The following is a 26,328-nucleotide window of genomic DNA, read 5'->3' on the forward strand; positions in this document are numbered from 1 at the left end:
GCCGCTCCGAAAGCGCGAGCGGACGATGCAAGGCTTTCGATCTCCAGATGCAAGGCTTTCGATCTCCAGGCAGCCTGCAGCGCTTCGTCGCCGTCTTCTCCGCCGTCCGCAATCTGTTCGTCCCGCCCCGGTCCCGTCGCTCCGCCCTCGCCATCCATCTGCATCGTCTGTGCGCCATGGCACAATGGAAAGCCGTCGCTGGCCTCGCAGCGTGAGCCCGTCACCCGGTTGAGTTCGCTTCAATGGTCCGCGGTTAACGTGACAACGCCGTCGCGAGAGATGGCCACCCCCGCAACGGAAGAAGAGCTGGTAAGGCTCGAAGCTGACGTCGCGGCGGAATGTGCTTCAACGCGGCTGCGACCAAGTATGGATCTGGTGTGGTCCGCCTTGCGTCGAGCCGGTCTCAAAATCGCGATCTGCTCCAATCTCGCCCGCCCTTATGAGCAGGCCTTGCTGGATCAGCTGCCTGGTCCACCCGATGCGGTTGTGTTGTCGTTTCGCGTGGGGCTGAAGAAGCCCCAGCAGCAGATCTACCGGTTGGTGTGCAGCCAACTAGCCCTGCAGCCGTCCGAGGTCTTGTTCACTGGCGACGAACTCGAAGCCGACGTCTTTGGACCAGGCACCATCGACGCGCTGGCGATGCCAATCGAGGAGTTCGAGAGCTCATATTCGAGGCGCGCATCCATCTTTGCGCCAAGTGAAATCACCGAACTTTTCGACCGGATTTCCGCGGCAAGGGCGGCCTGACTCGGCCGCCTGTGGCTCTAGCTTCTCCGATTCAAACGTACGGAGGCAGAATGCGCTTACTCGTACTGTCCGATCTGCATCTCGAGTTTGGTCCCTTCGAGTTTCCGTCGCCTATGCCGGAGTTCGATGCCGTGGTTCTCGCTGGCGACATCGGGCAGCCAATTTCCTCAGCGGTGACTTGGATCGCCCAGCAGCAAAGCGGGCCGCTGAAGGGCCGGCACGCCATTTACGTCCCGGGAAACCACGAGCTTTATAAGACCGAACTGAAGCGCAGTCTTGCGCAGGGCAGGGCGGCGGCTGAGTCTTCGGGCGTCGATCTTCTGTTCCGAAACACCGTCGTGGTCGGCGGAGTGCGCTTCCTTGGGTGCATCCTATGGACCGATTACAGGCTCCACGGCACGCCGAAGCCTTCGATGGTCTACGCTGGGGAGACGCTAAACGACCATCGCTTGATCCGATACCAAGAGGAGAGCGGGCATTTCAGCCGCTTTATGCCCTGGCATGCAGCTGCCGAACATCGGCTTGATGTCGCATTTCTCCGCAGAGAGCTAGCGACGCCCCATGATGGACCGACGGTTGTCGTTACCCATCACGCGCCTCATCCGAATTCGATTCAACCGCGGCACCAAGGAAGTTCGCTTACACCCGCGTTTGTATCCGACCTGGGTCACCTCATCGAAGAGTTTCAGCCCGAGCTCTGGATCCATGGTCACGATCACGGATCGCACGATTACAGGGTCGGCCGGACGCGCATCTTCGCCAATCAGGCCGGCTACCCAAACCTTCATGGTGATCGTGAAAATCGCGGTTTTAACCCATGCTGCGTCGTTGAGGTTTAATGCTGAGCAGGTCGAAGCAACGCGCTGACATCGGCACCAATTGCAACGAGTAGAGACGTGTACCATTGGCCAACCAATACTTTTGTCGAAGCCAATTGTAGAGGCGCTGTCACTATGCGAAGGCGACGAAGTCGTGGCAAATATTGTCGGAACACGTGCGAATGAAATCGCTCCCATTCATGCTCAGGGCCTAGGGTCCTGTTTCTGATCGGAACCAGTCCGCCCTGACATGATGGGTTCGCTCGATCTCAGCGCGACCGGGCCGCATAGTTTTGCGGCTGCCTGATTGACGTCAGCTCGCGGATTCCCCGCTCGGCATGTGTCTAGTTCAAGCGCATGCCAAAGTGCTCGCTGAAGGCCATGGCGTCTTTGGCGTCGGGAAAACTCACGCGAATGCGTTGGTGCTCGGGCTGCATGATGATGCGAGCTTGATGGGGGATTTCGCGTTCAATCAACCAAAGCCCGATGTCGAACAGGCGCTCGTTAAGCGTGAACGGTTCGAGTGGAAGGTCGATCGCGAATGACCCCGCGGTGCCGACAATGTTGGTCACAGCGATGCCGGATTTCTGCATGCCGGCCTCCCGCGCTCAGGACGAGGTCGCATAGATTAGTCCTCTTTGCCGGACTTGTTCAATCGCGACGCCCAGGCCGCGTAAGGCGTGTTCTTGGCCAAGTGCCGATTGAAGTCCGGAGCGCCGTCGTCCCACCAGACCGGGCCCCGCTCCCCAAGGGCAACCTTGGCTGCGTCGACGGCGGCTCGGTCAACATGGAGTTCGCCGTTTCCGCGCTTTGCGTCCTTCACCGCGCGACGAGCATCCATGAGATCAGCGACAAGCTCATGACGGCGCGCAGCCGGAAGGGCGGGATTTGTTGATCGCCACAGCCTCCCGGCGACCATAAAATACCTGCCGTCCGGCGTTGTCGGATGATCGCGCCGGTCGCTCAATCCGGATACTCGCGGGCGAGGCGATCGTTAGCGTCCTCGGCTGCGAAGTCGTCGGCTATGGCGCTTTCGAGTTCATTCTCGTCGACGAGCACTCCGCCGAAATGGCCGATGAAGGCACGCGCCAGGCCTCGGTCCTCGAATGCGATGCGGATCGTCTCCGAACCGGGAAAGCGGTCGAGTACGCGAAAGCCGATTTGCCAGTCTCCACACCAGCTCTCGATCCTGCGCAGGCGTTCCGGCGCAGCGGCGGCATCCAGTTTCATTTCGACGTGATGTTTAAAGCCTGGCATCACGCTCTCCCTACAACCGGAACCTCTTCCAGCCGCGTCGTGTAACGCGGCGAACGCATCTCGAATTTCGTGACCCACGCCTTCTGCTGCCGACCGATGCCAGCGGCTGCAGGAAAAACAACGCCACGGCCGTACATCTTGTTGCACGCGTCCAAGGCCTCCATCAGCCGGCCGCTCTTTTCGCGATCGAGGGCGCCGATCAGGGCTCGCTGGGACATCTCCGGCGCCACCAGGTCGACCGTCATCAAGCCGGCCTTGGCGTAGCGGTAGCCCGGCTTCCAGATCCGCCGCGCTCCCCACTTGGCCGCGCGGACCAGAACGAGGGTGTCGTTGCTCGCCTCGGGGAAGTCGACCGTTGTCGAGACCGAACGCGAGGGGCCGTTGTCGAACGGAGAGGTGTGGAAAAAGACGTAACGTGATCGGTTGCCAACCGATGATGCCGGAGCTTTTCGCCAAGACGGGTGGCATGGGCAGCGATGGCCTCCTGCATCATCTCGAGGCTTTCGATCCGCCGCCCGGAGAACGACCTGGTGACGGCACAGCCCTTTCGAGTGGGTGCGACGGTTTCCAGGTTGATGCAGGGCTGGCCGCGCAGCTCCTGGATGATCCGCTCGCCGACGACGGTCAGCGTCTGGCGAGCGAGCTTGGGATCGAGAGCAGCGACATCAGCGGCCGTCTTGCAGCCGAAGCCAGTCAGCTTGGCCTGGCTGGCACGGCCAATGCCCCAGACGTCCCCTAGCGGCATCAACGGCAGCCACTCCCGGCGGAGTTCCGCGCTCGTCAGGTCGAAGATGCCGCCGAGCTGAGGCGTGCTCTTCGCGATTTTGTTTGCGAGCTTCGCCAGTGTCTTCGTCGGGCCGATGCCGACGCAAGTGGGGATGCCGGTCCATTTCGACGGCCCAACTCCTCGCGATGCTCTGGTGCAACCGGGGTGAGGTCGAGGAAGCTCTTGTCGATCGAGTAGATCTCGATGTCTGGGGCGAACTGCTCGTAGACCTTTGAATGCTCACTGACGAGAGATGCTCCTGAGAAATTCGGACGTTTCCCGCCGACGCCCATCCTGCAGCACCTGCGCATCGAGGACGAGGATGCGGTCGGAAGCGACGAAAATCCACGGGTGCTTGGCCTCGCGGGTAACATCGCCGACGGCGGCCTGCTGACTACGAGTTGGCCGGCAAGCGTGCCGTGGAAGAGCTATCGCCCCCTGCCGGACGAAACGCCACCTATCTTAGGCTAGTTCCGATCCGAAGTGCCTCCTCAGCGTCCCTGATCCTGCGAGCTATCGGAGTGAAGGGTGTTCCAGTCGCCGGACACAGCGCGCGTAGAGCCAGATCGCAGACGCTATCGACGAGCTCCGATAACGAGGCGGCAGCGTAAAGGGGCAGGATCGTCAGCGCCGATTCCATGAAGAGGTCACGGGCATCGGTCACATGCTCGGGCGCCAACGCTGGAAACGCTTCGTACAAAGCCAGTAGGCCGCCGCCATGATCGCCGGTTCGTGCGATAAGAGCCGTCAGAAAATGTTCGAGCCCGACCTCAAAATCATACCAGCGGTTGCCTGCGACTCGGTCGAGCGGTCTGCGCAACCTGGTGTGGGCGCGCAGCCCCTCACAAAATGCCAAAATAACGTCGCGCAGGCTGTCCTCGTCCAGGCAGAGAGCCTTATCGAATACCAGTCGCGTCACCCTCAGTATCTCCTTCCCGCTGCCGAAGCTCTAGGAGCCACTGGGAGCGTTGGTGGCGTCAGGCGGCTGGCCGGATGCCGAAGTCCTCAGGCCTCAGCATCAAATCGGCCAGGGTGTAACGGTCGATTGTGCTGAGGAAAGCGGCAAGCGCCTCGTGAAGAATGCCCTTGAGCCTACAGCGCGACGTGACCAGACAGCCGTTGCCGCTGCCGAAGCACTCGACCAGAGCAAAATCTGGCTCTGTCAGGCGTAAGACCTCTCCGATCCCGATCTCTGTTGGAAGTCTCGCCAGGACGAGACCGCCCGAACGCCCGCGGACCGCTCGAAGGAACCCGGCTTTCGTGAGCAGATTGGCAACCTTCATAAGATGCGCGCGTGAGATGCCATAGGCCAAGGATGTTTCCTCGATCGTAATCAAACGCTCGCTTTTCGCAGCCGCGTACATCAAGATTCTGAGCGAATAGTCGGAGAAGCTCGTCAATCGCATGGTTCATTCCGACTTCTGGCCAGTTGCCGCTCATTTTCCCGCAACCCGCTACCGTCAAAGGCAGGCCACGTCGCGACGATCCGCTTTTCGGGGGGGTGTCCTGATCGGCGTATCGAATTCGGCGGGTCGCGTCGCAGCTCCCTGATTCGGCGAACTATTCCCGCCAATGCCGAATACATCGTCGTGCTAGACGAAGATCATAACGCTAGCCATTCCAATGACGATGAGGACGAGGCCCCATATCAGCATAGGCACCAACGTGCTGTCGGCGTTGGGGGCCTTCGACAGGTTCTGAGGTTGGTTGACCATCGCTCTGCACAGCCAAAAAGAAGGACTTCTGCCAGTCTCATTATACAATAAAAGATTCATTGTACATGACTGTTAAGCGCGTTGAGAGATTTCTCCGCCAAAAAAAGATTTGGACCCCTGTGCCACCGCGGCTTGTTCAATCGCGGCTGATCTCGGAATCGTTGGCCGAGATGCAGGCATGGAAGCCGCATCGATAAAGGTTGGGCAGTTCCGTTGTTTTCCCGCAAACTGCCGAAGCCCGGCTGTGTGATGTGCGACTTCCTTGCTCTGCATCAACGAGCCGGATTGCCGGGCTGCTATCGTGTGGTTTGTCCTGCGATATGATGGGAGCATTCCATGCCTTCGGGACTTTCGATTAGGGACCGTTTCCTGACCTGGCCAGCCTTCGAGCGCGCTCAACGGCAGGCGCATTTATTCGGCGAGATGATGGAGCGCTCCGGCGCCGATCTGGGAGCAGCGGTTCGGGAAGGCCGAGGCAGCGCTTTCGCGCTCGCCGCGCGGCGGTGTCTTGACTGCCCGCATGCCGGCGAATGCCGCAGCTGGCTCAATGGCGCCAGCAAGGAAGTCGCGCCGGACTTCTGCCCGAATGCAGCCTATCTGCACCGTATCGGGGCGTGATGTCACGCCCCGGGTCTGCGTTTCGCGCTATCCTCGGCCACAAGTCCTGGTCGCTCTCCGGCCCGGAATCACTCAGCTACGAGCCTATGTCGTGACATCTGTGGCGCAGACGCGCGCCTCGTGGCCGCGGCAGCCGTTTCGGCCATTCTTCCTGCTGGCGGGCCTCGACGCTGTCGCAGGGATCTGGCCTTGGCTGCCGGGCGGCGAAGCCATTCTTCCTGCGGGTTCCTCTGTCGCGGCTTGGCATCGTGAGGCGCTACTATTTGGCATGATGCCGGCCGTACTGGCTGGCTTCATGCTGACGGCCTTGCCGCGCTGGACGGGGCGACCGACCCTGTCGGCTCCAGCGCTTGCGAGCCTCGTCGCGCTGTGGCTGTCGGCGCGCTTCTCACATGTCTGGCTAGTCGACGGATCAGCACTGCTGTCGGGAACTTTCCTCCTGGTCCTGGCCGTCATTGTCGCCTGGCAGGTGATGGCCGCAGGCAAGAGGCGCGACATCAAGGTCGCGCTGCTGCTCTTCCTGCTGGCCGCGGCAGCAATGCTGCCGGAGGCTGCGCCAGCCGCTCCAGCTTTTGGCTTCCGGCTGCGGCTCGGCCTCGTCTCCCTCCTGGGGTTGATGCTGATCATGGCTGGCCGGATCGCGCCCGCCCTGACCGTGGCCTATCTCGAGGCGCGGGGGGAGGCCGCCGGTCGGCTTAAGTCAGCGTGGAGCGAAATGGCGGCGGGCATCACGGCGTCGGCCGCTCTCGGCGCTTGGCAGCTCGCGCCGATGACCGCTGCGACCGCGATCCTGAGCGCCGGGGCAAGTTGCGCTCAGTTCGCTCGCCTAGCACGGTGGCAGACGCGGCGGGTGCTGACCTGCCCGGCAATCCTCGCGCTCCATCTCGCCTATGGTTGGGCGGCGCTTGGTTTTGGCCTTCTCGCCATCGGGACCATCCGCCCTGTACCGATCGGCGAGGCCGCCGCCATTCACGTCTGGACGATCGGTGCCATCGGCGGCGCGAGCCTGGCGATCATGGCGAGCATGATCCGTCGCCAGACGCGCAAGCCCTTCGCCTCTTCGACGGCGTTGACGATAGCGCTCGCCTCGGGGTCAGCGGCGACTGTCATCCGGCTGCCTGCGGAGTGGGGGGGGCGCACCGTCCGCTCTTGCTGGTGCTTGCCGCGGGCAGCTGGATTGCGGCCTTCGCCTTCTTCCTGATCGCCTTCAGTGACGAGCTGCTGGGGCGCCGGTGACGCGGCACAGGGAACTGGCGCGACAGCATGTCGGCGAAGGCCGAAGCCGCCTTGCGAACGAGCAGAAGCACAATCCGCGGCGTTTTTGCTCTAGCTCAAACAGCAATGGACCGCCGGCGGCTATGCCACAGCCAACCGAACCCAAGGGGTGGTGGGCGCTCGGTATCGCAGTAGGAGTCAATCATGCGGAAACTCATCATGTCGGGCGCGGTGATGGCTGCGCTCATGATCGCGGGCGGAGCCAATGCGGCTGAGGTTGAGGTAAAAATGCTCAACAAGAGCGCGGATGGCATCATGGTGTTTGAGCCCTCCCTCGTCCGAATAAATCCAGGCGACACCGTCAAGTTCATTGCAGCCGACAAGGGCCACAATGTCGAAACCGTCGACAACATGCTCCCAGAAGGAGGCAAAGCGTTCGTAGGAAAGGTCAACGAAGAGTTGGCGATCACCTTCGATAAGCCTGGCGTGTATGGGTATAAATGCAAGCCGCACTACAGCATGGGCATGGTCGGAATGGTTGTTGTAGGCAACCCGACTAACGTAGATCAGGCGAAGGCCGTTGCTCATCCCGGCAAGGCGAAGCAAGTGTTCGCGACGCTCTTCGAAAAGGCGGCCTCGAATCTTGCCGCGGCGAAATAAGCTCATCGCGACTTAGGTGGGGATCCCGCACCAGGATTTTCGCCATACGAGTGGTCTGTCCCATGCAATACCGAAACCTGGTTCGGAATGGCTTCCTTGCAATCGCTCTCCTTGCCTTGCTCGCCGGATTGGCGGGAGGCTGGGAGCGATCCGGATGGTATCTGCCCTCCGGATCGGCGCTAGGATTGTTGCACGGGCCGCTCCTCATTTCCGGGCTTTTTGGCACGCTGTTGGGAGTGAAGCGCGCTTTCGCGGTTGGGCAACGTTGGGCCTATATCGCGCCCGCGGTCACCGGAATTGGAACTCTCGCCTTGTTGGCGGGGGCTCCACCCTACGTTGGCGCCGGGTTCTATGTCCTGTCGGCCGCCGTACTTTGCAGCGTCACGCTTTTTCTAACCCTCGCGAATCCCACTATATCGACCGGCACATTGCTGATTGGTGCGGTAATGTGGCTCACGGGCAACCTTCTCTGGCTGATAAATTATCCGCTGGCCGACGTGGAGGGTTGGTGGGTTGCCTTCTTGGTTCTGACGGTCGCTGGCGAGCGACTCCGCAAGATTGCGGAAACCTCGCCCCAGAGAGGCAGCGACTCATTGATTTTCTTCGCGGCAGGCCTTCTTGGCGCCGGAGCTCAAAACGGCTTGATGACGGATAATGGTGCGGCGCTATTCGGCGTGGCCCTGATCGTCTTGAACGTTTGGTTTCTCAAATACGACGGTGCCCGCCGTAGCATGAAGGTGGCTGGACGACCGAGGTTCGCGGCTGCCTGCATACTTCTTGGAAGCGCCTGGCTTGGCATTGCGGGTGGAGCGTTTGTTGCGCTGCCGCCGGGATTAACCCCGGCTGGACATAACCTCGCGCTTCACGCCGTGCTGATTGGGTTTGTTCTCTCGATTGGACTTGGCCATCTCTTGATTGCGATGCCGGCAATCGACTACCGGCGACGGACCTATCAGCCAATGCTCTACTTACCGCTCGTCGCATTGCACGGGTCGGTGGCGATACGCGCCGTCGGGGACGTCCTGGAATCGGGCGCGCTGCGTCAATGGAGTGACGTGCTCACGATCGTGACGCTTGTGGGAACCGTGATTTCCCTCGCCGCAGGGACGAATGTCCTGCGTGACCGACGTGTGCGGGAGGCAGTTGCCGCCGGCACTTGAGCGGCCTCGAGGGAGCAACGGGATTTGCTCAGGATGCTTCCAATTCTGGCAAATCCGACCTCAGCCAAGCGAGCCGTTTGATGGCGCGTCCTGCAATTGCCTGAAGGCAAATCAGTTTCTTATCGTCGGAAACGCCATCGGCTGCTTCGAGATAGCGATCAACGAGGAATTCTGCGACTGCGATCGCGGCTCCCTGAGCTGCGATCGGGATGCTCTCGGTCGGAATGACGATGGAAGCATCATCAAGCTCTCCGGCCAACCGTCGAGCCTCGATCGCAAGGTCGCGGAGAACGGCGCTTGTTTCGAGCCGTTCTGTCGACGCCATTGTATCGAGCAGGTTGGCAAGGTGACGCTCAAGGGGAGCCGCTTCGGAAGCTGCAGGTACGCCATCGCGATGAGGATTGCGTCTCACGCTACGGTCAGCGTGAAATGCCTTTCTGCGTTCCCGTCGAAGGAGCGCCACGTGTTCAAGTTCCTCGTGGGCAAGACTCTCCGCTGCTATACGTATGTCTTCGCTATCAGCATGGGCCGCCACGTAACTCCAGAAGGCAAAGGCTCGTTCTTCGTTCCGCACCGCCATGGAGAGGATTCGGTAGGTGCTTAGAAGGCGGGGATCGGTCGTCCCCGTGCTTTCGTCGTCAAAGGTTTCCGGAATCTGCCAGCGGATTCGGGCTGCATCGGGTGGATGGCCGCTCCGCTGCTGAGCCCAGCGCGCCACCCTTGCGAGGTGCCCGTTCTCGTCTGCCACAAGCCGATCGAAGACAGCCGCGAGCTCCAGATTTCCGTCGCGGCGCATACGTTCAGCGATTTCGTCATAACGAGCCGCCGCTTCCTGCTCCATGGCGAATGCAATCGCGAACAGCTCCTCCAGGGATTTTACGGCACCTGGCGGCTCCGCTTTTAGAAGTGACATTCCATCCTCCGTGGGGTGAACCGCTCCGGCCGGTCACGTTGAACACCTAATCAGACGCTTGCATTTGCGTTGGATCAAAGAATGGCCCTCCGGATCGGCGCATTAGGAGCCCGGAATTGGGACATCAATGTCGGACCAACCCTCGAACTTAATCGCGAACGCTGAGCCGGCGCCGCTGCGTCGGCGTTCGCACGCTCGTTGAAGCTGCCGAAATCGGACGATCCCAGTTGTCAAAGACAGGTGCAACCAAACTCCGCATGTCGGCCCGCTCCTTCGAGGGGACCATGCGTTTGCTGTTGATCCTCGGCATGTCGATTTGGTTTGCGAGTGCGGCGCTACCCGCCCTCGCGGCAGGGCGCGTTCAGGAGTTTTTGCCGAAAGCGCTTCCCTCCGAGTTTTTCCCGGGTGCGGACCGCTTCGGTCAGCCTGAGGGTACCCCGCCGATCGTGCCGACATATCAGGGCAACAAACTGCTCGGGTATGTCTATCTCAACTCCGACGTCACCAATGCGACCGGCTATTCCGGCAAGCCCATCAATCTGCTCGTCGGCATTGATCCGGGCGGGATCGTAACTGCGGTCAAGCTCGTCGAGCACAAGGAGCCCATCGTTCTGGTGGGGATCCCTGAGCGGCGCATCATCGATGCGCTTAACACGCTCATCGGCAAGGACATGAAACGGGTCGCGGAAGGGAGCGATCGAGCGCCACAGGCAGAAATCGTGAGCGGCGCTACGGTGACCGTCCTCGTGATGGGCGATAGCGTGGTGCGCTCTGCGGTGCGGTTGATCCGGACCGGTCGCCTCGGAACGGGGGCGCCGACAACCGCGAGCGCTGCAGCAGCGCCGCCGGTGAAGCGAATTGATCTCGGCAAAAGCGAGCTGCGTGACTGGCAAACCCTGCTCGGCGATGGATCGGTCCGTCGTCTTACCCTTTCGATCGGCGACATCAACGACGCTTTTTCCAGGGCGGGCAACAAGGAGGCGTCCGACGACCCTGAACCGGGCGATGCCAGCGATACCTTTATCGACCTGTATCTTGCGCCCGTCAGCGTCCCAACCATTGGTCGCAGCCTTCTCGGAGATGACGGCTTCGAGCGGCTTCGCTCACGGCTCAAGCCGGGACAACAGGCGCTTATCGTAGCGGGCGAGGGAGCCTACTCCTTCAAAGGCTCGGGCTATGTTCGTGGTGGCATCTTTGACCGCATCGAACTGTTGCAAGATGGCCAGAGCATCAGGTTTCGGGACCGTGACCACACTCGGTTAGGGGCTCTTGCAGCGGAGGGAGCGCCGGATCTGCGGGAGATCGCGCTGTTCGTCCTGCCGGACGAATTCAAGCTTGATCTTGCGGAACCTTGGCAACTGCAACTGCTGGTTCAGCGCAATGTGGGGGCACGAAACAAGGCATTCTTGACCTTCGATCTCGGCTACACGCTACCGGAAAAGTACCTGGTCGCGGAACCAGCGACGCCGGCATTCGCAACGAAATCCCCGGCGGACTCGTCCACAGTGCAGGCGCCTTCCAAGGCACAGGGCGTCACTCCAGCTGAAGCGCCAGTGCTTTTGGACCGGGCCGCCCCCAATGCCAGCGAGCTTGAAGAGCCTTTGTGGCTCAAAATTTGGCGGATGAACTCGGTGGCCATCGGGATAACCGCGGCCGCCCTGCTGGTCCTGACCGGCATCTTCTTTTTCCAGGAGTCTTTGGTCAGCCGGCCGACCCTGTTTGGCTGGGTACGCCGTGCTTTCCTGACGTTCACCCTCGTCTGGCTGGGTTGGTACGCGAATGCCCAGCTTTCCGTCGTGAACGTGCTCACCTTTACCAACTCGCTGGTGACCCATTTTAGCTGGGAATTTTTCCTCGCGGCCCCTCTTACCTTCATCCTTTGGGCGGCTATCGCCGCGGGATTGCTGTTTTGGGGGCGAGGCCCGTTCTGCGGCTGGCTCTGCCCGTTTGGAGCACTTCAGGAACTCACGAACAATATCGCGCAGTGGCTCAAAATTCCGCAGATCAAGGTGCCGTGGGGCCTGCACGAGCGGCTCTGGCCGATCAAGTACATCATCTTTCTCGGCCTGTTCGGGCTGTCACTCTATTCGGTGGCCCTGGCGGAAGTCGTGGCCGAGGTGGAGCCTTTCAAAACAGCTATCGTATTGAAATTCGTCCGCGATTGGCCGTTCGTGATTTACGCCTTGACCCTCCTGACGGCCGGTCTGTTCATCGAACGATTTTTCTGCCGCTACCTGTGCCCGCTTGGAGCCGCGCTCGCCATTCCAGGGCGCATGCGAACCTTTGAATGGCTGAAGCGCTGGCCCGAATGCGGTTCGCCCTGCCAACGCTGTGCCAAAGAATGCCCGGTGCAATCGATCCATCCCGAGGGCCACATCAACGTCAACGAGTGCATCTACTGCATGCATTGCCAGGAGCTGTACCACGACGATCATCGTTGCCCGCATATGATCCAGGTGCGCCTGAAGCGCGAGAAGCGGGACGCACTTACGTCTCCTTCTATGCGCGGGAACAAAGACGGCGGCGCGGGGCCAGCTAAGCCAATCATTACGCATATGGGAAATCCGGTTGGGAAGCCCGCTACGGCGCCTCCCTCAACGCCGCGGTCATGAGCAAAGTAAAGGAGGCTCAGATGTCTACAGATGAGAAGAAGACGGGGTTGAACCGGCGCGACATGCTGGGGACGACCGCTGCGGTTGCCGTTGCGGGGGCGGCGGGAACGGCTGGAGGCCTTGGTCTGTCGCGGAGCGGCATGGTCTCGACGGCGGAGGCCCAGACCCGCCCGCAGCAATCCGTGGTCCGTCCGACCGTCGCCAACAAGTATGAGGTCAAGCCGGGTGAGCTTGACGAGTACTACGTGTTCTTCTCCAGCGGGCAGAGCGGCGAGGTGCGCATTGTCGGCTGTCCTTCGATGCGCGAACTGATGCGCATCCCGGTCTTCAACCGCGATAGCGCCACGGGTTGGGGGCAGACCAATGAGAGCCTCAAGATCCTGACGGAGGGGCTCACCCCCGAAAGCCGCGACTTCCTGAAGGACAAGGGTGGCATCTACCTCAACGGGGACCTGCACCATCCCCATCCATCCTTCACCGACGGCACATATGACGGGCGCTATCTCTTCGCCAACGACAAGGCGAACACTCGCGTCTGCCGCATCCGCCTCGATGTGATGAAGTGCGACAAGATCATCCAGCTGCCGAACCAGTACACGGTGCACGGCCTGCGCGTGCAGAAGTATCCCAGGACCGGTTATGTGTTCTGCAATGGCGAGGATCGCGTGCCCGTGCCGAATGACGGGAGGGATTTGAACGATACGAAGAAATACATGTCGATCTTCAGCGCGGTCGACGGTGATACCATGAAGGTCGCCTGGCAACTCAGGGTCGACGGCAACCTAGACAATGTCGACTGCGACTATCAAGGCAAGTATGCCTGGGCGACCTGCTACAACTCGGAAGAGGGCGTGACGCTCGCCGAGATGATGGCCAAGGAACAGGACTGGGTCGTCGTCTTCAACCTCAAACGGATCGAGGAGGCGGTGAAAAAGGGCGAGTTCGAGACCATCGGTGGCGTTCCCGTGCTCGACGGCCGCTCCGGCTCGAAGTTCACCCGTTACATTCCCGTCCCAAACAGCCCACACGGCATCAACACCGCCCCGGACGGCATCCACTTCGTCGCCAACGGCAAGCTCTCGCCGACCGTGACCGTTTTCGACGCCCGCAAACTCGACGATCTCTTTGATGACAAGATCAAGCCACGCGATGTGGTGGTGGCCGAGCCGGAACTGGGACTGGGGCCGTTGCACACCGCCTATGACGGCAAGGGCAACGCTTTCACCACGCTGTTCCTCGACAGCCAGGTGGTGAAGTGGAACATCGACCTCGCCAAGCGGGCCTTCAAGGGCGAGAAGGTCAACGCGGTTATCCAGAAGCTCGATGTGCACTACCAGCCGGGCCACAACCACACCTCCATGGGTCAGACCAAGGAAGCTGATGGCAAGTGGCTGATCTCCCTAAATAAATTCTCAAAAGACCGTTTCTTGAACGTTGGTCCGCTCAAGCCCGAAAATGATCAGCTGATCGACATCTCGGGAGAGCGGATGGTGCTCGTGCACGATGGTCCGAGCTTCGCCGAGCCGCATGATGCGACATTGGTCCACAGGTCAAAGATCAACCCGCTGCAAATCTGGAAGCGCGACGACCCATTCTTCGCGCCTGCGGTTCAGCAGGCAAAGGCTGACGGCGTCACGCTTGAGCAGGATTCCAAAATCATCCGCGACGGCAACAAGGTGCGCGTCTACATGATCTCCGCCGCCCCAGCGTTCGGGCTGGAGGAGTTCACGGTCAAACAGGGGGATGAGGTCACTGTCTTCGTCACCAATATTGACGAGGTTGAGGACCTGACCCACGGCTTCTGCATCACCAACTACGGCGTGAACATGGAGGTCGCTCCGCAGGCCACCGCCTCGGTGACCTTCGTGGCCTCAAAGCCTGGCGTCTACTGGTACTACTGCTCCTGGTTCTGCCATGCGATGCACATGGAGATGAAGGGCCGCATGCTCGTTGAGCCGCAAGGCGCCTGACCGAATGCGAGTGTATCGCACAGTGTTGTCCCTCGGGCTGGCGGCGCTTTTTGCCGCCAGCCTCGGTATGCCAGCGTCAGCTGAGCAGAGAACCATTGAACTAGGACGCGGCGACCTGCAGGCCGACATCGACAAAGCTGCTGACGGCGACGTGCTCATCCTGGCCGCTGGCGATCACGCCGGGCCAATCAGGCTCTCACGCAAACTGACGATTGTTGGGGCGACTGGCGCAACCTTGAACGGATCAGGGAAGGGGAGCGTCGTCACCATTTCCGCGCCTGACGTCGTCATTCGCGGCTTGACGATCCGTGGATCGGGGAGGGATCCGGAGAAAATGGATGCCGGCGTCTTCGTCGAGAAGACGGCAACAAGGGCCTTGGTTGAAGGCAACAAGATCGAGGGAAACCTCTATGGCATCTACCTGCACGGAGCCGAAGATTCCGTCGCCAGGAAAAATGAGATCACCGGCATCGAAGAGGGCCGTGTGAACGAGGCCGGGAACGGCATCTCGGTATGGAATGCGCCCGGTGCCAAGGTAATCGACAATGAGATCCGCTATGGGCGAGACGGAATTTTCGTCATCACCAGCAAGAATAATGTCTTTAGCGGAAATCGCTTGCGTGATCTGAGATTCGCTATTCATTACATGTATACGAACGACAGCGAGATCTCGAATAACGTATCGACCGACAATACGGTTGGATACGCAATTATGTTCTCAAGCCGCCTTACGGTTACCGGAAATATTTCAATCGGCGATCGCGATCATGGCTTTATGTTCAATTACGCGAACAACTCGAAAATCCTCAACAACACAGTGCTGGGTCGAATTCAATCGGCAGATCGCTGGACCACCACTGGCATGCGCACCAAGGAAACACGGGAACACGGCCTGCCAGCGGCAGGAGAGCCGGAACCCGATCTGAGTTCAGGCGCGCGTCCCGCCCCGACCAAATGCGTATTCATCTACAACGCCAACCAGAACCGCTTTCGCGAGAACTGGTTTGAAGGTTGCGAGATCGGAATTCACTTTACGGCGGGGTCGGAGCGCAACGAGATCGTAGGCAATGCCTTCATCAAAAACCGGAATCAGGTGAAGTATGTGGGCACCCGCTATCTGGACTGGTCAAAGGATGGACGAGGTAATTTCTGGAGCGACAATCCGGCTTTTGATCTGAACGGAGACGGTATTGGCGATAGCGCCTACCGGCCGAATGATCTCATCGACAAAGTTCTGTGGACCGCGCCCCTGGCTAAGCTTTTGGTCAATTCTCCTGCTGTGCAGGTCATTCGTTGGGCGCAGGCTCAGTTCCCGGCGCTGCTGCCGGGCGGCGTGATTGATAGCCGGCCGCTCATGGCCCCGCCACCGCTGCCCAAACTCGCGCAAGGACGCCGCCCGTGACGGCCACTGTAGAAGTTCGCAACTTGGTCAAGCGTTTCGGCGCCCTTGAGGCCGTTCGGGACGTCTCCTTTCAATTGCCGGAAGGAGAAACGGTCGCTCTCGTTGGCCACAATGGCGCGGGAAAGACGACAGTGATGAAGTTGATGCTGGGCCTCATCCGCCCCACGGAAGGCTGCGTTAGGGTGCTGGGGGAGGATCCCGCCGCGGGGGAGTTCGCCGCACGCCGGCGCCTCGGTTATTTGCCCGAAAGTGTCTCCTTCAATACGGGCCTCACCGGACGCGAGACCATTGCGTTCTACGCAAGACTGAAGCGTGAACCGATACGCAACGCGCTTTCGCTCCTTGATCGGGTGGGTCTCACGCATGCAGCCGACCGCCGCGTCGGCACCTATTCCAAGGGCATGCGACAACGCCTCGGCCTGGCTCAGGCTTTGCTCGGATCCCCGCGGGTGCTTTTGCTCGACGAGCCGACAACCGGGCTCGACCCAGCTCTACGGCAGAGTTTCTACGAGATTGTGCAGGAGTTACGCAGCGGCGGCGCAACCGTGCTTTTGTCTTCCCATGCCCTGACCGAACTCGAAGAGCGCGTGGGTCGCGTGATCATTATGAACCATGGCGTGAAAGTCGCCGACGGAACCATGGACGAACTCCGGCTGATCGCCCGGCTGCCCACGCGGATTAGGATGAAAGTCACCGAAAGTGGTCTTTCCCGTCTCCACGACTGGCTGGAACCTGTCAGCGATTGGCGGCGGATCAACGGCCACATTGTCGAGGTTGATGCGGCGCCGCAGGAGAAAATCGAAATCCTTCGCCGCGCGACCAGTGCCAATGCGCCTGTCGAGGATCTCGACGTGATACCGCCGACGCTCGACGAGCTGTACGCCCATTTCCTCCGGTCGCAGGAGCGCGCATCATGAAGAACATCGTGATCGTGGCCTTCAAGGAAATCCAGGAGGGTTTCAGGAATCGCTGGGTCCTCGCGACGACGCTGTTGCTCGCCGCGCTTGCCCTTTCACTCACGTTCCTCGGGAGTGCGCCAACCGGCAACGTCGGAGTGCGTGCACTCGACGTGGTAATCGTGAGCTTGTCGAGCCTAACGATTTTTCTGCTGCCATTGATCGCCCTGCTGATCTCCCACGACGCGATTGTTGGTGAGATGGAGCGAGGCACGATGCTGTTGCTGCTGAGCTACCCGATTGCTCGCTGGCAGGTATTGCTTGGCAAGTTTGCGGGCCACCTGGCTATCCTGGCCTTCGCCACGCTCCTCGGTTACGGGGCTGCAGCAGGTGCCCTGGTCGCGACGGGCGCCGTCATTGATGCGGAAAGCTGGATTGCCTTCTGTTCCATGATTGGCTCCTCCATCCTGCTCGGGGCCATCTTCATAGCCGTTGGCTATCTCGTCAGCGCACTGGTCGGAAACCGCGGCACCGCTGCGGGTATCTCCGTCGGCATCTGGCTTCTGTTCGTGTTGATCTACGATATGGCGTTGCTGGGTCTGCTCGTCGTGGATCAGGGCCAGATCGTCTCCGGCAGCATCCTCAACGCGCTGTTGCTGCTCAACCCAGCCGATATCTATCGGCTGTTCAATCTCACAGGCTTCGCGAATGTCAGCTCTTTCTCGGGAATGGCTGGCGTTGCGCAAGGTGCAACCCTGAGCCTTCCAGTCCTCTTAGCCGCCCTCATTGCCTGGGCGTTCGTTCCCCTGATGCTGGCGGCCGTTGCTTTTTCGAGGAGAGAACTATGAGGCTCCTTGTTATTTCCAGCGCTCTGCTCGGGGCGCTGGCCCTGGGCGGTTGCAATGACAAGAAATCTGCGGAAGCGCCGCCCCCGCCCCAGCAGCTTACGAACGCTGCTATTGGCCACTATTGCGGCATGAACGTTCTGGAGCACCCAGGTCCAAAAGGCCAGATCCTACTTGCCAGTCGCAAGGAACCCGTCTGGTTCTCGTCAGCGCGTGATGCGGTTTCCTTCACCATGCTTCCCGAAGAGCCTAAAGATATCCGGGCGATCTATGTGTCGGATATGGGAAAGGCAGCGACTTGGGAGGAACCTGGCGCGACCAATTGGGTCGATGCCCGACAGGCGGTCTTTGTCATCGGCAGCCGCATGAAGGGCGGCATGGGAGCGGCCGAGGTCGTCCCGTTCTCGGACCGCAGCGCTGCCGAGAAATTCGCCTCTGACAACGGCGGGCGCATCGTATCATTCGCGGAGGTTCCCAAGGACTACGTCCTCGGAGCGGAAGAGGACGCAGCGCCGCCGCCACCACCCCGAGGGATGTCTGGCCATGGGGCTGCAACAGCTCCCAAAAGCGGTCACATGCATTAGGGAGACCGCCATGAACGTTACGACCACGCGCCGGCGGATGATCGGGATCACGGCAGCCGCTGCCGGTTTGGGCCTGCTACCTTTCGGGGCGAGGGCCGGTTCCGGAGGTCATCTCGTCACTTGGCTCGGCCAGTCGATGGGTGCAGTTTCCTCGCTTCAAATCCACCATCACCACCGCCCGACCGCCGAGCGCCTGATCGAACGGGCCCTTGCTGAGGTGACGCGTCTTGAACGCATCTTCAGCCTGTATCGCGCCGATTCGACACTGGCGCTTCTGAACCGCCAGGGCATCCTGATCGCCCCGCCGGCCGAACTAGTTTCACTGCTGAACCATTGCAGCGGGGTCTGGAAGACGACCGAGGGAGCGTTCGATCCAACCGTCCAGCCACTCTGGTCACTCTATCGCGACCATTTCAGTCGCCCTGATGCGCCACCCGAGGGCCCGACAGATAGTGCCATTGAGGAGGCACTCGGCAAGGTCGGCTTCCAATATGTAACTTATGATGGTGATCGCGTCGTTTTTGCCCGCCGGGGCATGGCCCTGACCCTTAATGGGATCGCTCAGGGTTACATCACTGATCGTGTCGTCGATATACTTCGCTCGGGCGGCATCGATCATAGCCTGGTCGACATGGGAGAACCGCGCGTGCTGGGCAGCCGAACTGATGGCAATGCCTGGCAGATCGGTCTTACGGACCCAGCTGATCCGCCTCGGATCGCTGAAACAATCGAGGTGACTAACATGGCAGTAGCCACCTCGGGCGGGTACGGGTTTCAGTTCGACCCGGCTGGCCTGTTCCATCATCTGATCGACCCGCGCACGGGTCGGCCTGGGAAGCGGTATCAGAGTGTAACCGTGGTAATGCCAACCGCCACAGAGGCCGACGCCCTGTCGACCGCCTTCAGCTTCATGCCTATGCAAGACATCACGCGGTCAGGGGGAGTTATTGGATTTGACCACGTACGTCTGACGACGGTTTCGGGGCAGCGGCAGATCATCCTAAGATGAGTGTCTTCAGCGTGCAGGCAGGATGGTGGCTGCTTCTCCACTACTTCGTATCGGCTGCTGCTGTCGGAAGAGGGTCTACTGTTTCGGTAAGAAGGCTTCTCGCGTTCAATGCCGATTGTTCTGAGGTGCGGATGGTTCGGGCAGCGCGCCGCCGTCGCTCTCCCCCGTCGCGATCCGGTCGTCCTTGTCATCGAGCAGAATGCGTTCGGCCGCTCCGTCGAGATCCTCATACTGGCCGCTCTTGAGGGACCAGAGGAAAGTGGCGAGCGCTGAGGCGCCGAGCAGGAGGGCCAGGGGCACGAGGAAGACGAGGCTGCTCATTGGCCCGGCTCCGCGGCCAGCCTCGGCTCTGCCGGCATCGCGTCGGCCGGGCGAGGGGATCCGGCCTTATCCACTTTGAGACGCAGCGCATTGGCGACGACGAGGACGGAGGAAAGCGACATGGCGAGCGCCGCGATCAGCGGGGTGACATAGCCCGCAATCGCGATCGGCAATGCGACGGCATTGTAGAGGATCGCGAGCGCAAAATTCTGCCGCACCAGCWGGGCGGAGCCGCGCGCGAGCTTGAGTGTGGTCGGGATCGCGTCGAGCCCGTCATGCAGGAAGACGAAATCGGCTGCATTGCGGCCGATATCGGCGGCCGAGGCCGGCGCAATCGAGACATGAGCCGCGGCGAGTGCAGGGGCATCGTTGAGGCCGTCGCCGATCATTAGCACCTTGTGGCCCTGGGCCGCGAGGGCGGCGAGCCGCGCGACCTTCTGCGCGGGCAGCAACCCTGCGGCGACCGTGCCGATGCCGAGCCTGGCGGCAATGCTGTGCACGGCGGCTTGTGTATCGCCGGAGAGCAGTGCGATTGCGATGCCCTCGCTGCGCAACGCAGCGATTGCGGCCTGCGCCTGCGGACGCAACGTCTCCTCGAACACGAAGCTGGCGAGCAACGTGCCGTCGCGGCTGAGCACAGTGCCAGCCTCCTGGCTGCCAGCGCCTGCGGCAAGCGCCCATTCGGCCCGACCGAGGCGGTAGAGTTGTCCCTGCAGCCACCCTTCGATGCCGAAACCGGGATATTCCCGAAGGTCCGACAGCGCGGGGCCGCCGGCCGGCGCTGCAGCGGCAATCGCGCGCGAGAGCGGATGGCTGGAGCGGCGGGCGATCTCGGCCGCGATCGCCAGATCCGCCGGGRCRATGSCGCCGCCATTGACGAGGCGYGGCTGTCCGAGCGTCAGGGTGCCGGTCTTGTCGAAGGCYGCCATGTCGATCTCGGCCATGCGCTCGATCGCCGAGCCGTCCTTGACCATGATGCCRTTCTCGAACAGGCGCCGCGACGCCAKCACCTGCACGATCGGCACGGCGAGCCCGAGCGCGCAGGGACAGGTGATGATCAGCACGGCGATGGCGATGGTGATCGCACGGTGCCAGTCGCCGGTTGCCAACATCCAGCCGAGAAAKGTGAGGAAGGCCGTGGCGTGAACCACCGGCGAATAGAGCGCGGCGGCCCGGTCGGCGATGCGTCGATAGCCGGCGCGCCCGCCCTCGGCAGCCTCCATCAGCCGGATCATCTCGGCGAGGAAGGAGGTCTCGGCCCCGGCGGTTGCGGCAATGGTCAGCGGACCGGAGAGGTTGAGCGTTCCCCCGCGCACAGGTGCACCCATGGCCACGGTGCGCGGCGCGCTCTCGCCGCTGACAATGGCGCAATYCAGTTCGGATGTTCCCTCCACGACCACGCCATCGACGGGAATGCGATCGCCCGCACTGAGCGCGACGCGCATGCCCGCCACGATCTCGGCAAGCGGAAGATAGTCGCGGCTGCCATCKGCCCGCAGCACCGTTGCGCCGCGCGGCGACAGGCGCATCAGGCCRCGCACCGCGGCACGCGCCTTCTCGCGCATGAGATGGTCAAGGGTCCGCCCGATCAGCAGGAAGAAGATCAGCGAGGTCGCAGCGTCGAAATAGGCATGCGGGCCGTCATGCAGCGTGTCGTAAAGGCTGAGACCGAAAGCGAGGCAGATGCCGATCGAGATCGGCACGTCCATATTGGTGCGGCCGTGGCGCAGCGCCGACCAGGCCGAGTCGAAGAAGACGCGGCCGGAATAGATGAGGCAGGGCAGGGCCAGCGCGGCCGAAATCCAGTGGAAGGCGCTGCGGGTCTCCGGTTCGGCGCCGGACCAGACCGAGACCGAAAGCAGCATGATGTTCATCGAACAGAAGCCGGCGACTGCCARCGCCCGGATCAGGCGGGCGCGTTCCGGATCGGACCGGTCCGCCTCGCTCTCGAAGAGGTGGCCGGGATGGCCGAGCCGGGCCAGCGCCACGARCAGGTCGGGGGCCTCCTCGCCGCGCCACTTCACGGCGACGCGCCGGGTCGACAGGTTGACCCGGACGTGCTCGACACCGGCAAYCTGCATCAGGCCGGTCTCGATCGTCCGGATGCAGGCCGCGCAGTGAACATCGGGAACGGAGAGATCGGCCTGCCTGAGGCCGTCGCCCARCTCGCGGCTGGCGAGCCGGATTTCCTGCCGGGCCGCGGAACCGTCGAACGTGCCGGAGACGTCGAACGGCGGCGCGCAGCAGCTCATCTGATCGCCCGATAGCTATGCCAGGTCGCGTGGCCGAGCAGCGGGAAGACGATGATCAGCCCGAGCAGCCCGGTCGCCACACTCAGGAGGAAGAGCGCGAGCACGATCGCGCCCCAGGCGAGCATCACCGGCAGGTTGTTCCAGACCAGCGAGATGCTGGTGCCCATYGCGGTGAAGGCGTCGACCCTCTCGTCGAGCAGCATCGGGATCGCGAAGGTGCTGATGGCGAAGGAGAAGGCCGCGAACAGGCCGCCCGCCACCGTGCCTACCAGCAGCATCGCCCAGCCCTCYGGCGTCGAGACCAGCATGGCGAGGACATCCTTGAGACCGGGGAAMGGCCGCAAGCCGAAGAACAGCGCATAGATGATTACCGCGGCCCGCATCCAGACCAGCATCAGCAGGCACAGGATGGCGCCGGTRTACCAGACCTGGCCGCCGGAGKCCGGCTTGACGAAGATCATGCGCGCGAGGCTGACGGCGCGGCCGGCCTCGATGTCGCGGCTCTTCTGGTAGAGGCCGATCGCCAGGATYGGCCCGACCACCATGAAGCCGGCGAGAGCGGGCAGCAGGATGTAGTCSAGTTCGTAGCGGAACAGCCCCCAGACGATGCCGAGCGACACCAGGAAYACCGCCGCTCCATAGAGCAGGCTCGGCACGGGGCTGTGGCAGAGATCGCGCCAGCCTGCTCCGAGCCAGGCCAGGGCCGCGCCTGCCGGCAGGTTGCGCCGTCGCTGTGCGGCGAGGGGCAGCGGGATGTCCTGGCCGTTTTCGATCTGGCCGTTTTTGATCGTGCCCACGATGCTCCTCCCCGCTTCAGCAGGCCGGGCGGGCGGCACGAAACGTGCCTGCTTCGCCCGCCGATTTCGCATGCGGCACGCAGTCCGGCTGCGAACCGATGGCGACATAGACCAGATGCGCATTGGCGAAGGCGACGAGCGCGGCTCCTGCAATCAGCAGCGCCAGCCAGAGCGCCCGCCGGCTGCCGGGCCGCCGCGCTTGCCCGTTGGTTGCGGGGCTCATCGTGCGCCGTCCCGCAGCGTGCCGACATAGAGCGCAAGCARCTTGATGTCGGTCGGCGASAGGCGGCCTTCCCAGCTCGGCATATGRCCCTGGCGCCCGTTATGGACACTGTCGAAGACCGATTGCGGATCGCYGCCATAGATCCAGTTGGCGTCGGTCAGGTCCGGCGCGCCGAGATCGTGCCGCCCCTTGCCGTCCTCGCCGTGGCAGGCGATGCAGGTCGTTGCAAACACCTGCTTGCCGGCGGGCACACGCGCCTGGTCCGCCTCCGAGAGCGGMTGCCCGGAAAGCGAGAGGACATASGCGACGACGTTTGACAMCTGCTCGCGGTCGAGCATGCCATCGCGGCCGAAGGCCATCATCTGCGCGGCGCGCGTCTGCCCGCTTGTTCCATTGATTCCGACGCGGATGGTCTCGGCGATCGCCTCGGGCTCGCCGCCCCAGAGCCACGAGCCCGCGGCGAGATTGGGGAAGCCTGGTCCGCCCTTGCCATCGCTGCCGTGACAGACGGCGCAGTTGTCGCCGAACAGGGCCCGCCCGGTGTCGCGCACATGGCGCATCAGCGCGGGGTCGGCGGCGATCTCCGCGAACGAGGCGTTGGCGATGCGCTGGGTCCAGCCGGCGCGCTCGGCTGCCGCATCCTGGACCTGGCGGGCCACGATCTGGCGCTGGTCGTTGCCGAGCAGACCCTTCGTATAGGTCCAGCCGAGCGGCCAGGCCGGCATCAGCAGCCAATAGACCACMGCAAACAGCGTCGAGGCCGCCAGGAAGAACAGCACCACGCGCGGGATCGGCGTGTCGAGTTCCTCGATGCCGTTCCACTCGTGACCGGTCGTCAACTGTCCCGTGACGGGGTCCCGCTTCGCCTGGTCCATGTTTCAGTCCCCCGGCCTGTCGTCCTTGTCGAGAATGCTCTTCTTGGCGCGGTCGAAGCGGGCCCGGTTCGAGGGCCACAGAGCATAGATCAGCACGCCCGCYGCCAGCGCGATCAGGTAGAAAAGCCCCCAGCTCTTGGCGAAGCCGACGAGCGATTGATGATCGATGTCCATCGCCTCACCTTGCCGTGGCCGCCGTCTGCCGATGCGCCGCATCGGTCAGCCGGCCCAGGACCTGGAGATAAGCAACCACCGCGTCCATYTCCGTCAGGCGGCCTGGCTGCCCGTCGAAMGCCCGCATGGTSGTGGCCTCGCCGTAGCGCTCGCTGACGCCGCTGGCATAGGGGCTGTCGGGGTGGGCCTGGCCATAGGCATCGGCGCTCGCATTCGCGATCATCGCATCGGTATAGGGCACGCCGACAACGCGCAGTGCGGCGAGGTGCTGGCCGAGATCCTCGGTYCGCAACTCGTTGCGCATCAGCCAGCCATATTTCGGCATGACCGATTGCGGCACCACCTCGCGCGGATTGATCAGATGCGCGACATGCCAGGCGTCGGAGTATTTGCCGCCGAGCCGCGCCAGGTCCGGGCCGGTGCGCTTCGAGCCCCACAGCATCGGATGATCGTATTTCGACTCGACCGCGAGCGAATAGGGTCCATAGCGTTCGACCTCGTCGCGCAGCGTGCGGATCATCTGGCTGTGGCAGGCATAGCAGCCCTCGCGGATATAGATGTTGCGCCCGGCCGTTTCGAGCGGTGTGTAGACGCGCATCTCGGGCGCGGTCTCGACCGTCTCGTGGATGGTGAAGAGCGGCGCGATCTCGACGAAGCCGCCGATCGCCGAGACGCCGATGATGGCCAGCACGAAGCCGATGGCGCTGCGTTCGAGCCTGCGATGGAAGAACTCGGCCATGGTCTCACTCCCCCGGCTGCAGCGCCGGCCCGGCCACTGGCAGGGCAGGCTGGTCGGGATCGGCCGCTTGCGGCGCAGTCCGCGCGCGCGCCATCCGGATYGTCATTCCGACATTGTAGGAGGCGACGATCGCCCCGAGCAGGAACAGCAGGCCTCCGACCGTTCGCGCGATGTAGTASGGATGCATCGCGACGACGCTGTCGATGAAGGAAAAGGCGAGCGTGCCGCTGGAGTTATAGGTGCGCCACATCAGGCCCTGGATGATGCCCGAGTTCCACATCGAGAAGACGTAGATGACGGTTCCCGACAGTGCGAGCCAGAAATGGACCTCGACCAGCTTGGGCGAATAGATCTGATCGACCTTCCACATCCACGGYACCAGCGCGTAGAGCGAGCCGAAGGTGATCATCGCCACCCAGCCGAGCGCGCCGGCATGGACATGGCCGACCGTCCAGTCGGTGTAGTGCGACAGCGAATTGACGGCCCGGATCGCCATGAACGAGCCTTCGAAGGTCGACAGGCCGTAGAAGACGGCGGCGACCATCATGAAGCGCAGCGTCGCATCGTCGCGAACCTTGTGCCAGGCACCGTTGAGGGTCGCCAGTGCATTGCCGGCCGAGGCCCAGGATGGCACCAGCAGCACGACCGAGAAGGTCATGCCCAGCGTCTGCACCCATTGCGGCAGGGCGGTGTAGTGCAGGTGGTGCGAGCCCGCCCACATATACATGAAGGTGATGCCCCAGAAGCTGATGATCGACAGCCGGTAGGAGAAGATCGGCCGGTCCGCCCGCTTGGGCAGGTAGTAGTACATCATCCCGAGGAAGCCCGAGGTCAGGAAGAAGGCGACCGCGTTGTGGCCGTACCACCACTGCGTCATCGCATCCTGCACGCCGGAGAACAGCGAATAGCTTTTCGCATGGCCGAACGAGACCGGCACRGCCAGGTTGTTGACGATGTGCAGCACCGCCACGACCAGGATGAAGGCCATGTAGTACCAGTTGGCGACGTAGATATGCGGCTCCTTCCGCCGCTGCAGGGTGCGGATATAGATCAGGAAGTAGACGACCCAGACGACGACCAGCCAGATGTCGGCATACCATTCGGGCTCGGCATATTCCTTGGACTGGGTCAGCCCCATCAGATAGCCGCTGGCGGCGATCACGCAGAACAGGTTGTAGCCGAGCAGCACGAACCACGGGCTGATCTGATCSGGCAGGCGGGCCCTCGTGGTGCGCTGCAGCACATGGAAGGAGGTGGCGATCAGCGCGTTGCCGCCGAAGCCGAAGATCACGCCTGAGGTATGGACGGGSCGAATGCGACCGAAACTCGCCCAGGCGGCGTCGAAGGTCAGGTCGGGCCAGGCGAGGAGCGCGGCAACCCAGACCCCGAAAAACATGCCGACGACGCCCCAGGCGAGGGCRAGCACGATGCCAACCTTGGTYGGGTCATCRTAGTAGTGCRCCAGRCGCTCATCGGATGGCTCCGGCTCGAAATACTTCGACAGGACCAGGAAGACGCCGCCGAGCCCGCAGAGAAGGACGATGACGCCATGAACCCCCATGAGGTCGTCGTGCCCGGCGATCGCCATCACGAGCCCGCAGAAGGCGACAAGCGCTGATATCGTGATGGCACTCTGGCGTTCTGCGACAGTCAGCCCGGCAACCATTCGCTCTCCCCCCGGTCATCACACAGCGCGGCTCGCGGTGCTCGAGAGAGGGACCGGAAGGTCGAAATCCGGACCGCGTCAGCCAGTGAATACT

General features: G+C 62.2%; 29 protein-coding genes and 2 pseudogenes. 15 read left to right on the forward strand and 16 right to left on the reverse strand.

Translation table 11 applies throughout. The features are described from left to right. The 3 genes and pseudogenes from AC1DW9_RS33580 to AC1DW9_RS33590 all read left to right on the forward strand — a co-directional run. Nucleotides 1–215: pseudogene (locus tag AC1DW9_RS33580) on the forward strand (IS6 family transposase); the annotation flags it as partial. Between the two features lie 64 nt (nt 216–279). Further along, nucleotides 280–747: an HAD family hydrolase gene (locus AC1DW9_RS33585; RefSeq protein WP_476777351.1), complete on the forward strand. Its 468-nt coding sequence runs from the start codon at nt 280–282 to the stop codon at nt 745–747. Nucleotides 748–797: 50 nt separating this feature from the next. Next, nucleotides 798–1,586 (forward strand): metallophosphoesterase, encoded by a 789-nt coding sequence (locus AC1DW9_RS33590; protein ID WP_476777352.1) that lies wholly within the window; start codon nt 798–800, stop codon nt 1,584–1,586. Nucleotides 1,587–1,909: 323 nt separating this feature from the next. On the opposite strand, the gene AC1DW9_RS33595 is transcribed toward AC1DW9_RS33590, so the two are convergent. The 5 genes and pseudogenes from AC1DW9_RS33595 to AC1DW9_RS33615 form a co-directional block, all read right to left on the reverse strand. Beyond that, nucleotides 1,910–2,158, reverse strand: a complete 249-nt coding sequence (locus tag AC1DW9_RS33595; RefSeq protein ID WP_441508858.1) for a hypothetical protein — start codon at nt 2,156–2,158, stop codon at nt 1,910–1,912. 35 nt (nt 2,159–2,193) lie between these two features. After that, nucleotides 2,194–2,484, reverse strand: coding sequence for a hypothetical protein (locus AC1DW9_RS33600; RefSeq protein ID WP_441508863.1), 291 nt, complete (start codon nt 2,482–2,484; stop codon nt 2,194–2,196). A 44-nt stretch (nt 2,485–2,528) separates the two neighbouring features. Beyond that, nucleotides 2,529–2,822, reverse strand: coding sequence for a hypothetical protein (locus tag AC1DW9_RS33605; protein ID WP_441508857.1), 294 nt, complete (start codon nt 2,820–2,822; stop codon nt 2,529–2,531). Beyond that, complete coding sequence (locus tag AC1DW9_RS33610; RefSeq protein ID WP_441508862.1) at nt 2,822–3,067, reverse strand: DUF4113 domain-containing protein; 246 nt, start codon at nt 3,065–3,067, stop codon at nt 2,822–2,824. Before AC1DW9_RS33610 ends, AC1DW9_RS33605 begins: the two co-directional genes overlap by 1 nt. 21 nt (nt 3,068–3,088) lie before the next feature. Then, nucleotides 3,089–3,315, reverse strand: a pseudogene (locus AC1DW9_RS33615) (DinB/UmuC family translesion DNA polymerase); the annotation flags it as partial. Between AC1DW9_RS33615 and AC1DW9_RS33620 the strand changes: the two are divergent. Further along, nucleotides 3,256–3,561, forward strand: coding sequence for a hypothetical protein (locus tag AC1DW9_RS33620; protein WP_441508864.1), 306 nt, complete (start codon nt 3,256–3,258; stop codon nt 3,559–3,561). The pseudogene AC1DW9_RS33615 and the gene AC1DW9_RS33620 overlap by 60 nt on opposite strands. Before the next feature lie 484 nt (nt 3,562–4,045). Here the strand turns inward: AC1DW9_RS33620 and AC1DW9_RS33625 are convergent, their stop codons facing one another. After that, nucleotides 4,046–4,507: a hypothetical protein gene (locus AC1DW9_RS33625; RefSeq protein WP_441508856.1), complete on the reverse strand. Its 462-nt coding sequence runs from the start codon at nt 4,505–4,507 to the stop codon at nt 4,046–4,048. 58 nt (nt 4,508–4,565) lie between these two features. Continuing rightward, entirely contained in the window at nt 4,566–4,994 is a 429-nt protein-coding gene (locus tag AC1DW9_RS33630; RefSeq protein WP_441508855.1) for an RrF2 family transcriptional regulator, read from the reverse strand. 645 nt (nt 4,995–5,639) lie between these two features. Here AC1DW9_RS33630 and AC1DW9_RS33635 point away from each other — a divergent pair. From AC1DW9_RS33635 to AC1DW9_RS33650, 4 genes are all read left to right on the forward strand, one after another. Then, nucleotides 5,640–5,921, forward strand: a complete 282-nt coding sequence (locus AC1DW9_RS33635) for a DUF6455 family protein (protein WP_441508854.1) — start codon at nt 5,640–5,642, stop codon at nt 5,919–5,921. Then, nucleotides 5,890–7,122, forward strand: coding sequence for an NnrS family protein (locus AC1DW9_RS33640; RefSeq protein ID WP_476777353.1), 1,233 nt, complete (start codon nt 5,890–5,892; stop codon nt 7,120–7,122). Before AC1DW9_RS33635 ends, AC1DW9_RS33640 begins: the two co-directional genes overlap by 32 nt. A 218-nt stretch (nt 7,123–7,340) precedes the next feature. Further along, the gene (locus tag AC1DW9_RS33645; RefSeq protein WP_441508853.1) at nt 7,341–7,796 is read left to right on the forward strand and encodes a pseudoazurin; all 456 of its coding nucleotides are present in this window, start codon (nt 7,341–7,343) and stop codon (nt 7,794–7,796) included. Nucleotides 7,797–7,858: 62 nt separating this feature from the next. Beyond that, nucleotides 7,859–8,956, forward strand: a complete 1,098-nt coding sequence (locus AC1DW9_RS33650; RefSeq protein WP_441508852.1) for a hypothetical protein — start codon at nt 7,859–7,861, stop codon at nt 8,954–8,956. Between the two features lie 28 nt (nt 8,957–8,984). Here AC1DW9_RS33650 and AC1DW9_RS33655 read toward each other — a convergent pair whose 3' ends face one another. Beyond that, on the reverse strand, nt 8,985–9,869 hold the full coding sequence (locus AC1DW9_RS33655; RefSeq protein WP_441508851.1) for a ferritin-like domain-containing protein: 885 nt from the start codon (nt 9,867–9,869) through the stop codon (nt 8,985–8,987). A gap of 284 nt (nt 9,870–10,153) precedes the next feature. Between AC1DW9_RS33655 and AC1DW9_RS33660 the strand changes: the two genes are divergently transcribed. Genes AC1DW9_RS33660 through AC1DW9_RS33690 form a run of 7 tightly spaced genes read left to right on the forward strand, consistent with a single transcriptional unit; the run spans nt 10,154 to nt 19,187 of the window. Continuing rightward, nucleotides 10,154–12,481, forward strand: a complete 2,328-nt coding sequence (locus AC1DW9_RS33660; protein WP_476777354.1) for a 4Fe-4S binding protein — start codon at nt 10,154–10,156, stop codon at nt 12,479–12,481. A 20-nt stretch (nt 12,482–12,501) separates the two neighbouring features. Continuing rightward, nucleotides 12,502–14,451 (forward strand): TAT-dependent nitrous-oxide reductase, encoded by a 1,950-nt coding sequence (gene nosZ / locus AC1DW9_RS33665; RefSeq protein WP_476777355.1) that lies wholly within the window; start codon nt 12,502–12,504, stop codon nt 14,449–14,451. Between the two features lie 4 nt (nt 14,452–14,455). Next, nucleotides 14,456–15,853 carry a nitrous oxide reductase family maturation protein NosD gene (locus tag AC1DW9_RS33670; RefSeq protein ID WP_476777356.1) on the forward strand — a complete coding sequence of 466 codons (1,398 nt, stop codon included), beginning with the start codon at nt 14,456–14,458 and terminating at the stop codon, nt 15,851–15,853. Next, nucleotides 15,850–16,770, forward strand: a complete 921-nt coding sequence (locus tag AC1DW9_RS33675; protein WP_441508847.1) for an ABC transporter ATP-binding protein — start codon at nt 15,850–15,852, stop codon at nt 16,768–16,770. Before AC1DW9_RS33670 ends, AC1DW9_RS33675 begins: the two co-directional genes overlap by 4 nt. After that, the gene (locus tag AC1DW9_RS33680) at nt 16,767–17,597 is read left to right on the forward strand and encodes an ABC transporter permease subunit (protein ID WP_441508846.1); all 831 of its coding nucleotides are present in this window, start codon (nt 16,767–16,769) and stop codon (nt 17,595–17,597) included. The genes AC1DW9_RS33675 and AC1DW9_RS33680 overlap by 4 nt, the downstream gene beginning before the upstream one ends. Further along, nucleotides 17,594–18,178: a nitrous oxide reductase accessory protein NosL gene (locus AC1DW9_RS33685; RefSeq protein WP_476777357.1), complete on the forward strand. Its 585-nt coding sequence runs from the start codon at nt 17,594–17,596 to the stop codon at nt 18,176–18,178. Before AC1DW9_RS33680 ends, AC1DW9_RS33685 begins: the two co-directional genes overlap by 4 nt. 10 nt (nt 18,179–18,188) lie before the next feature. After that, on the forward strand, nt 18,189–19,187 hold the full coding sequence (locus tag AC1DW9_RS33690) for an FAD:protein FMN transferase (RefSeq protein ID WP_441508844.1): 999 nt from the start codon (nt 18,189–18,191) through the stop codon (nt 19,185–19,187). 105 nt (nt 19,188–19,292) lie between these two features. On the opposite strand, the gene ccoS is transcribed toward AC1DW9_RS33690, so the two are convergent. The 8 genes from ccoS to ccoN are packed head-to-tail and all read right to left on the reverse strand — an operon-like array spanning nt 19,293 to nt 26,234. Next, nucleotides 19,293–19,508, reverse strand: a complete 216-nt coding sequence (gene ccoS / locus AC1DW9_RS33695) for a cbb3-type cytochrome oxidase assembly protein CcoS (RefSeq protein WP_441508843.1) — start codon at nt 19,506–19,508, stop codon at nt 19,293–19,295. After that, nucleotides 19,505–21,760, reverse strand: coding sequence for a cation-translocating P-type ATPase (locus AC1DW9_RS33700; RefSeq protein WP_476855323.1), 2,256 nt, complete (start codon nt 21,758–21,760; stop codon nt 19,505–19,507). Before AC1DW9_RS33700 ends, ccoS begins: the two co-directional genes overlap by 4 nt. Then, nucleotides 21,757–22,548: a DUF2189 domain-containing protein gene (locus AC1DW9_RS33705; protein ID WP_441508158.1), complete on the reverse strand. Its 792-nt coding sequence runs from the start codon at nt 22,546–22,548 to the stop codon at nt 21,757–21,759. Before AC1DW9_RS33705 ends, AC1DW9_RS33700 begins: the two co-directional genes overlap by 4 nt. A 25-nt stretch (nt 22,549–22,573) precedes the next feature. Continuing rightward, complete coding sequence (locus tag AC1DW9_RS33710; RefSeq protein ID WP_441508155.1) at nt 22,574–22,780, reverse strand: hypothetical protein; 207 nt, start codon at nt 22,778–22,780, stop codon at nt 22,574–22,576. After that, on the reverse strand, nt 22,777–23,655 hold the full coding sequence (gene ccoP / locus AC1DW9_RS33715) for a cytochrome-c oxidase, cbb3-type subunit III (RefSeq protein ID WP_441508154.1): 879 nt from the start codon (nt 23,653–23,655) through the stop codon (nt 22,777–22,779). The genes AC1DW9_RS33710 and ccoP overlap by 4 nt, the downstream gene beginning before the upstream one ends. A gap of 3 nt (nt 23,656–23,658) precedes the next feature. Next, the gene (locus AC1DW9_RS33720; protein ID WP_441508153.1) at nt 23,659–23,829 is read right to left on the reverse strand and encodes a cbb3-type cytochrome c oxidase subunit 3; all 171 of its coding nucleotides are present in this window, start codon (nt 23,827–23,829) and stop codon (nt 23,659–23,661) included. Between the two features lie 4 nt (nt 23,830–23,833). After that, on the reverse strand, nt 23,834–24,568 hold the full coding sequence (gene ccoO / locus AC1DW9_RS33725; RefSeq protein WP_441508152.1) for a cytochrome-c oxidase, cbb3-type subunit II: 735 nt from the start codon (nt 24,566–24,568) through the stop codon (nt 23,834–23,836). A 4-nt stretch (nt 24,569–24,572) separates the two neighbouring features. Next, nucleotides 24,573–26,234 carry a cytochrome-c oxidase, cbb3-type subunit I gene (ccoN, locus tag AC1DW9_RS33730; protein WP_476776864.1) on the reverse strand — a complete coding sequence of 554 codons (1,662 nt, stop codon included), beginning with the start codon at nt 26,232–26,234 and terminating at the stop codon, nt 24,573–24,575. Nucleotides 26,235–26,328: the final 94 nt, after the last annotated feature.

The sequence above is a fragment of the Allobosea sp. P4_E12 genome (assembly GCF_056401655.1).

Bases quoted from the DNA above. Each gene is read 5' to 3' on its own strand.
- AC1DW9_RS33635 (WP_441508854.1), top strand. From the start codon at position 5,640: ATGCCTTCGGGACTTTCGATTAGGGACCGTTTCCTGACCTGGCCAGCC.
- AC1DW9_RS33590 (WP_476777352.1), top strand. From the start codon at position 798: ATGCGCTTACTCGTACTGTCCGATCTGCATCTCGAGTTTGGTCCCTTC.
- AC1DW9_RS33685 (WP_476777357.1), top strand. From the start codon at position 17,594: ATGAGGCTCCTTGTTATTTCCAGCGCTCTGCTCGGGGCGCTGGCCCTG.
- AC1DW9_RS33655 (WP_441508851.1), bottom strand. From the start codon at position 9,869: ATGTCACTTCTAAAAGCGGAGCCGCCAGGTGCCGTAAAATCCCTGGAG.
- AC1DW9_RS33650 (WP_441508852.1), top strand. From the start codon at position 7,859: ATGCAATACCGAAACCTGGTTCGGAATGGCTTCCTTGCAATCGCTCTC.
- AC1DW9_RS33690 (WP_441508844.1), top strand. From the start codon at position 18,189: ATGAACGTTACGACCACGCGCCGGCGGATGATCGGGATCACGGCAGCC.
- AC1DW9_RS33680 (WP_441508846.1), top strand. From the start codon at position 16,767: ATGAAGAACATCGTGATCGTGGCCTTCAAGGAAATCCAGGAGGGTTTC.
- AC1DW9_RS33585 (WP_476777351.1), top strand. From the start codon at position 280: ATGGCCACCCCCGCAACGGAAGAAGAGCTGGTAAGGCTCGAAGCTGAC.
- AC1DW9_RS33640 (WP_476777353.1), top strand. From the start codon at position 5,890: ATGCAGCCTATCTGCACCGTATCGGGGCGTGATGTCACGCCCCGGGTC.
- AC1DW9_RS33595 (WP_441508858.1), bottom strand. From the start codon at position 2,158: ATGCAGAAATCCGGCATCGCTGTGACCAACATTGTCGGCACCGCGGGG.
- AC1DW9_RS33660 (WP_476777354.1), top strand. From the start codon at position 10,154: ATGCGTTTGCTGTTGATCCTCGGCATGTCGATTTGGTTTGCGAGTGCG.
- AC1DW9_RS33710 (WP_441508155.1), bottom strand. From the start codon at position 22,780: ATGAGCCCCGCAACCAACGGGCAAGCGCGGCGGCCCGGCAGCCGGCGG.
- AC1DW9_RS33605 (WP_441508857.1), bottom strand. From the start codon at position 2,822: ATGCCAGGCTTTAAACATCACGTCGAAATGAAACTGGATGCCGCCGCT.
- AC1DW9_RS33610 (WP_441508862.1), bottom strand. From the start codon at position 3,067: ATGACGGTCGACCTGGTGGCGCCGGAGATGTCCCAGCGAGCCCTGATC.
- AC1DW9_RS33600 (WP_441508863.1), bottom strand. From the start codon at position 2,484: ATGGTCGCCGGGAGGCTGTGGCGATCAACAAATCCCGCCCTTCCGGCT.
- nosZ (WP_476777355.1), top strand. From the start codon at position 12,502: ATGTCTACAGATGAGAAGAAGACGGGGTTGAACCGGCGCGACATGCTG.
- AC1DW9_RS33670 (WP_476777356.1), top strand. From the start codon at position 14,456: ATGCGAGTGTATCGCACAGTGTTGTCCCTCGGGCTGGCGGCGCTTTTT.
- AC1DW9_RS33630 (WP_441508855.1), bottom strand. From the start codon at position 4,994: ATGCGATTGACGAGCTTCTCCGACTATTCGCTCAGAATCTTGATGTAC.
- AC1DW9_RS33645 (WP_441508853.1), top strand. From the start codon at position 7,341: ATGCGGAAACTCATCATGTCGGGCGCGGTGATGGCTGCGCTCATGATC.
- AC1DW9_RS33620 (WP_441508864.1), top strand. From the start codon at position 3,256: ATGATGCCGGAGCTTTTCGCCAAGACGGGTGGCATGGGCAGCGATGGC.
- ccoS (WP_441508843.1), bottom strand. From the start codon at position 19,508: ATGAGCAGCCTCGTCTTCCTCGTGCCCCTGGCCCTCCTGCTCGGCGCC.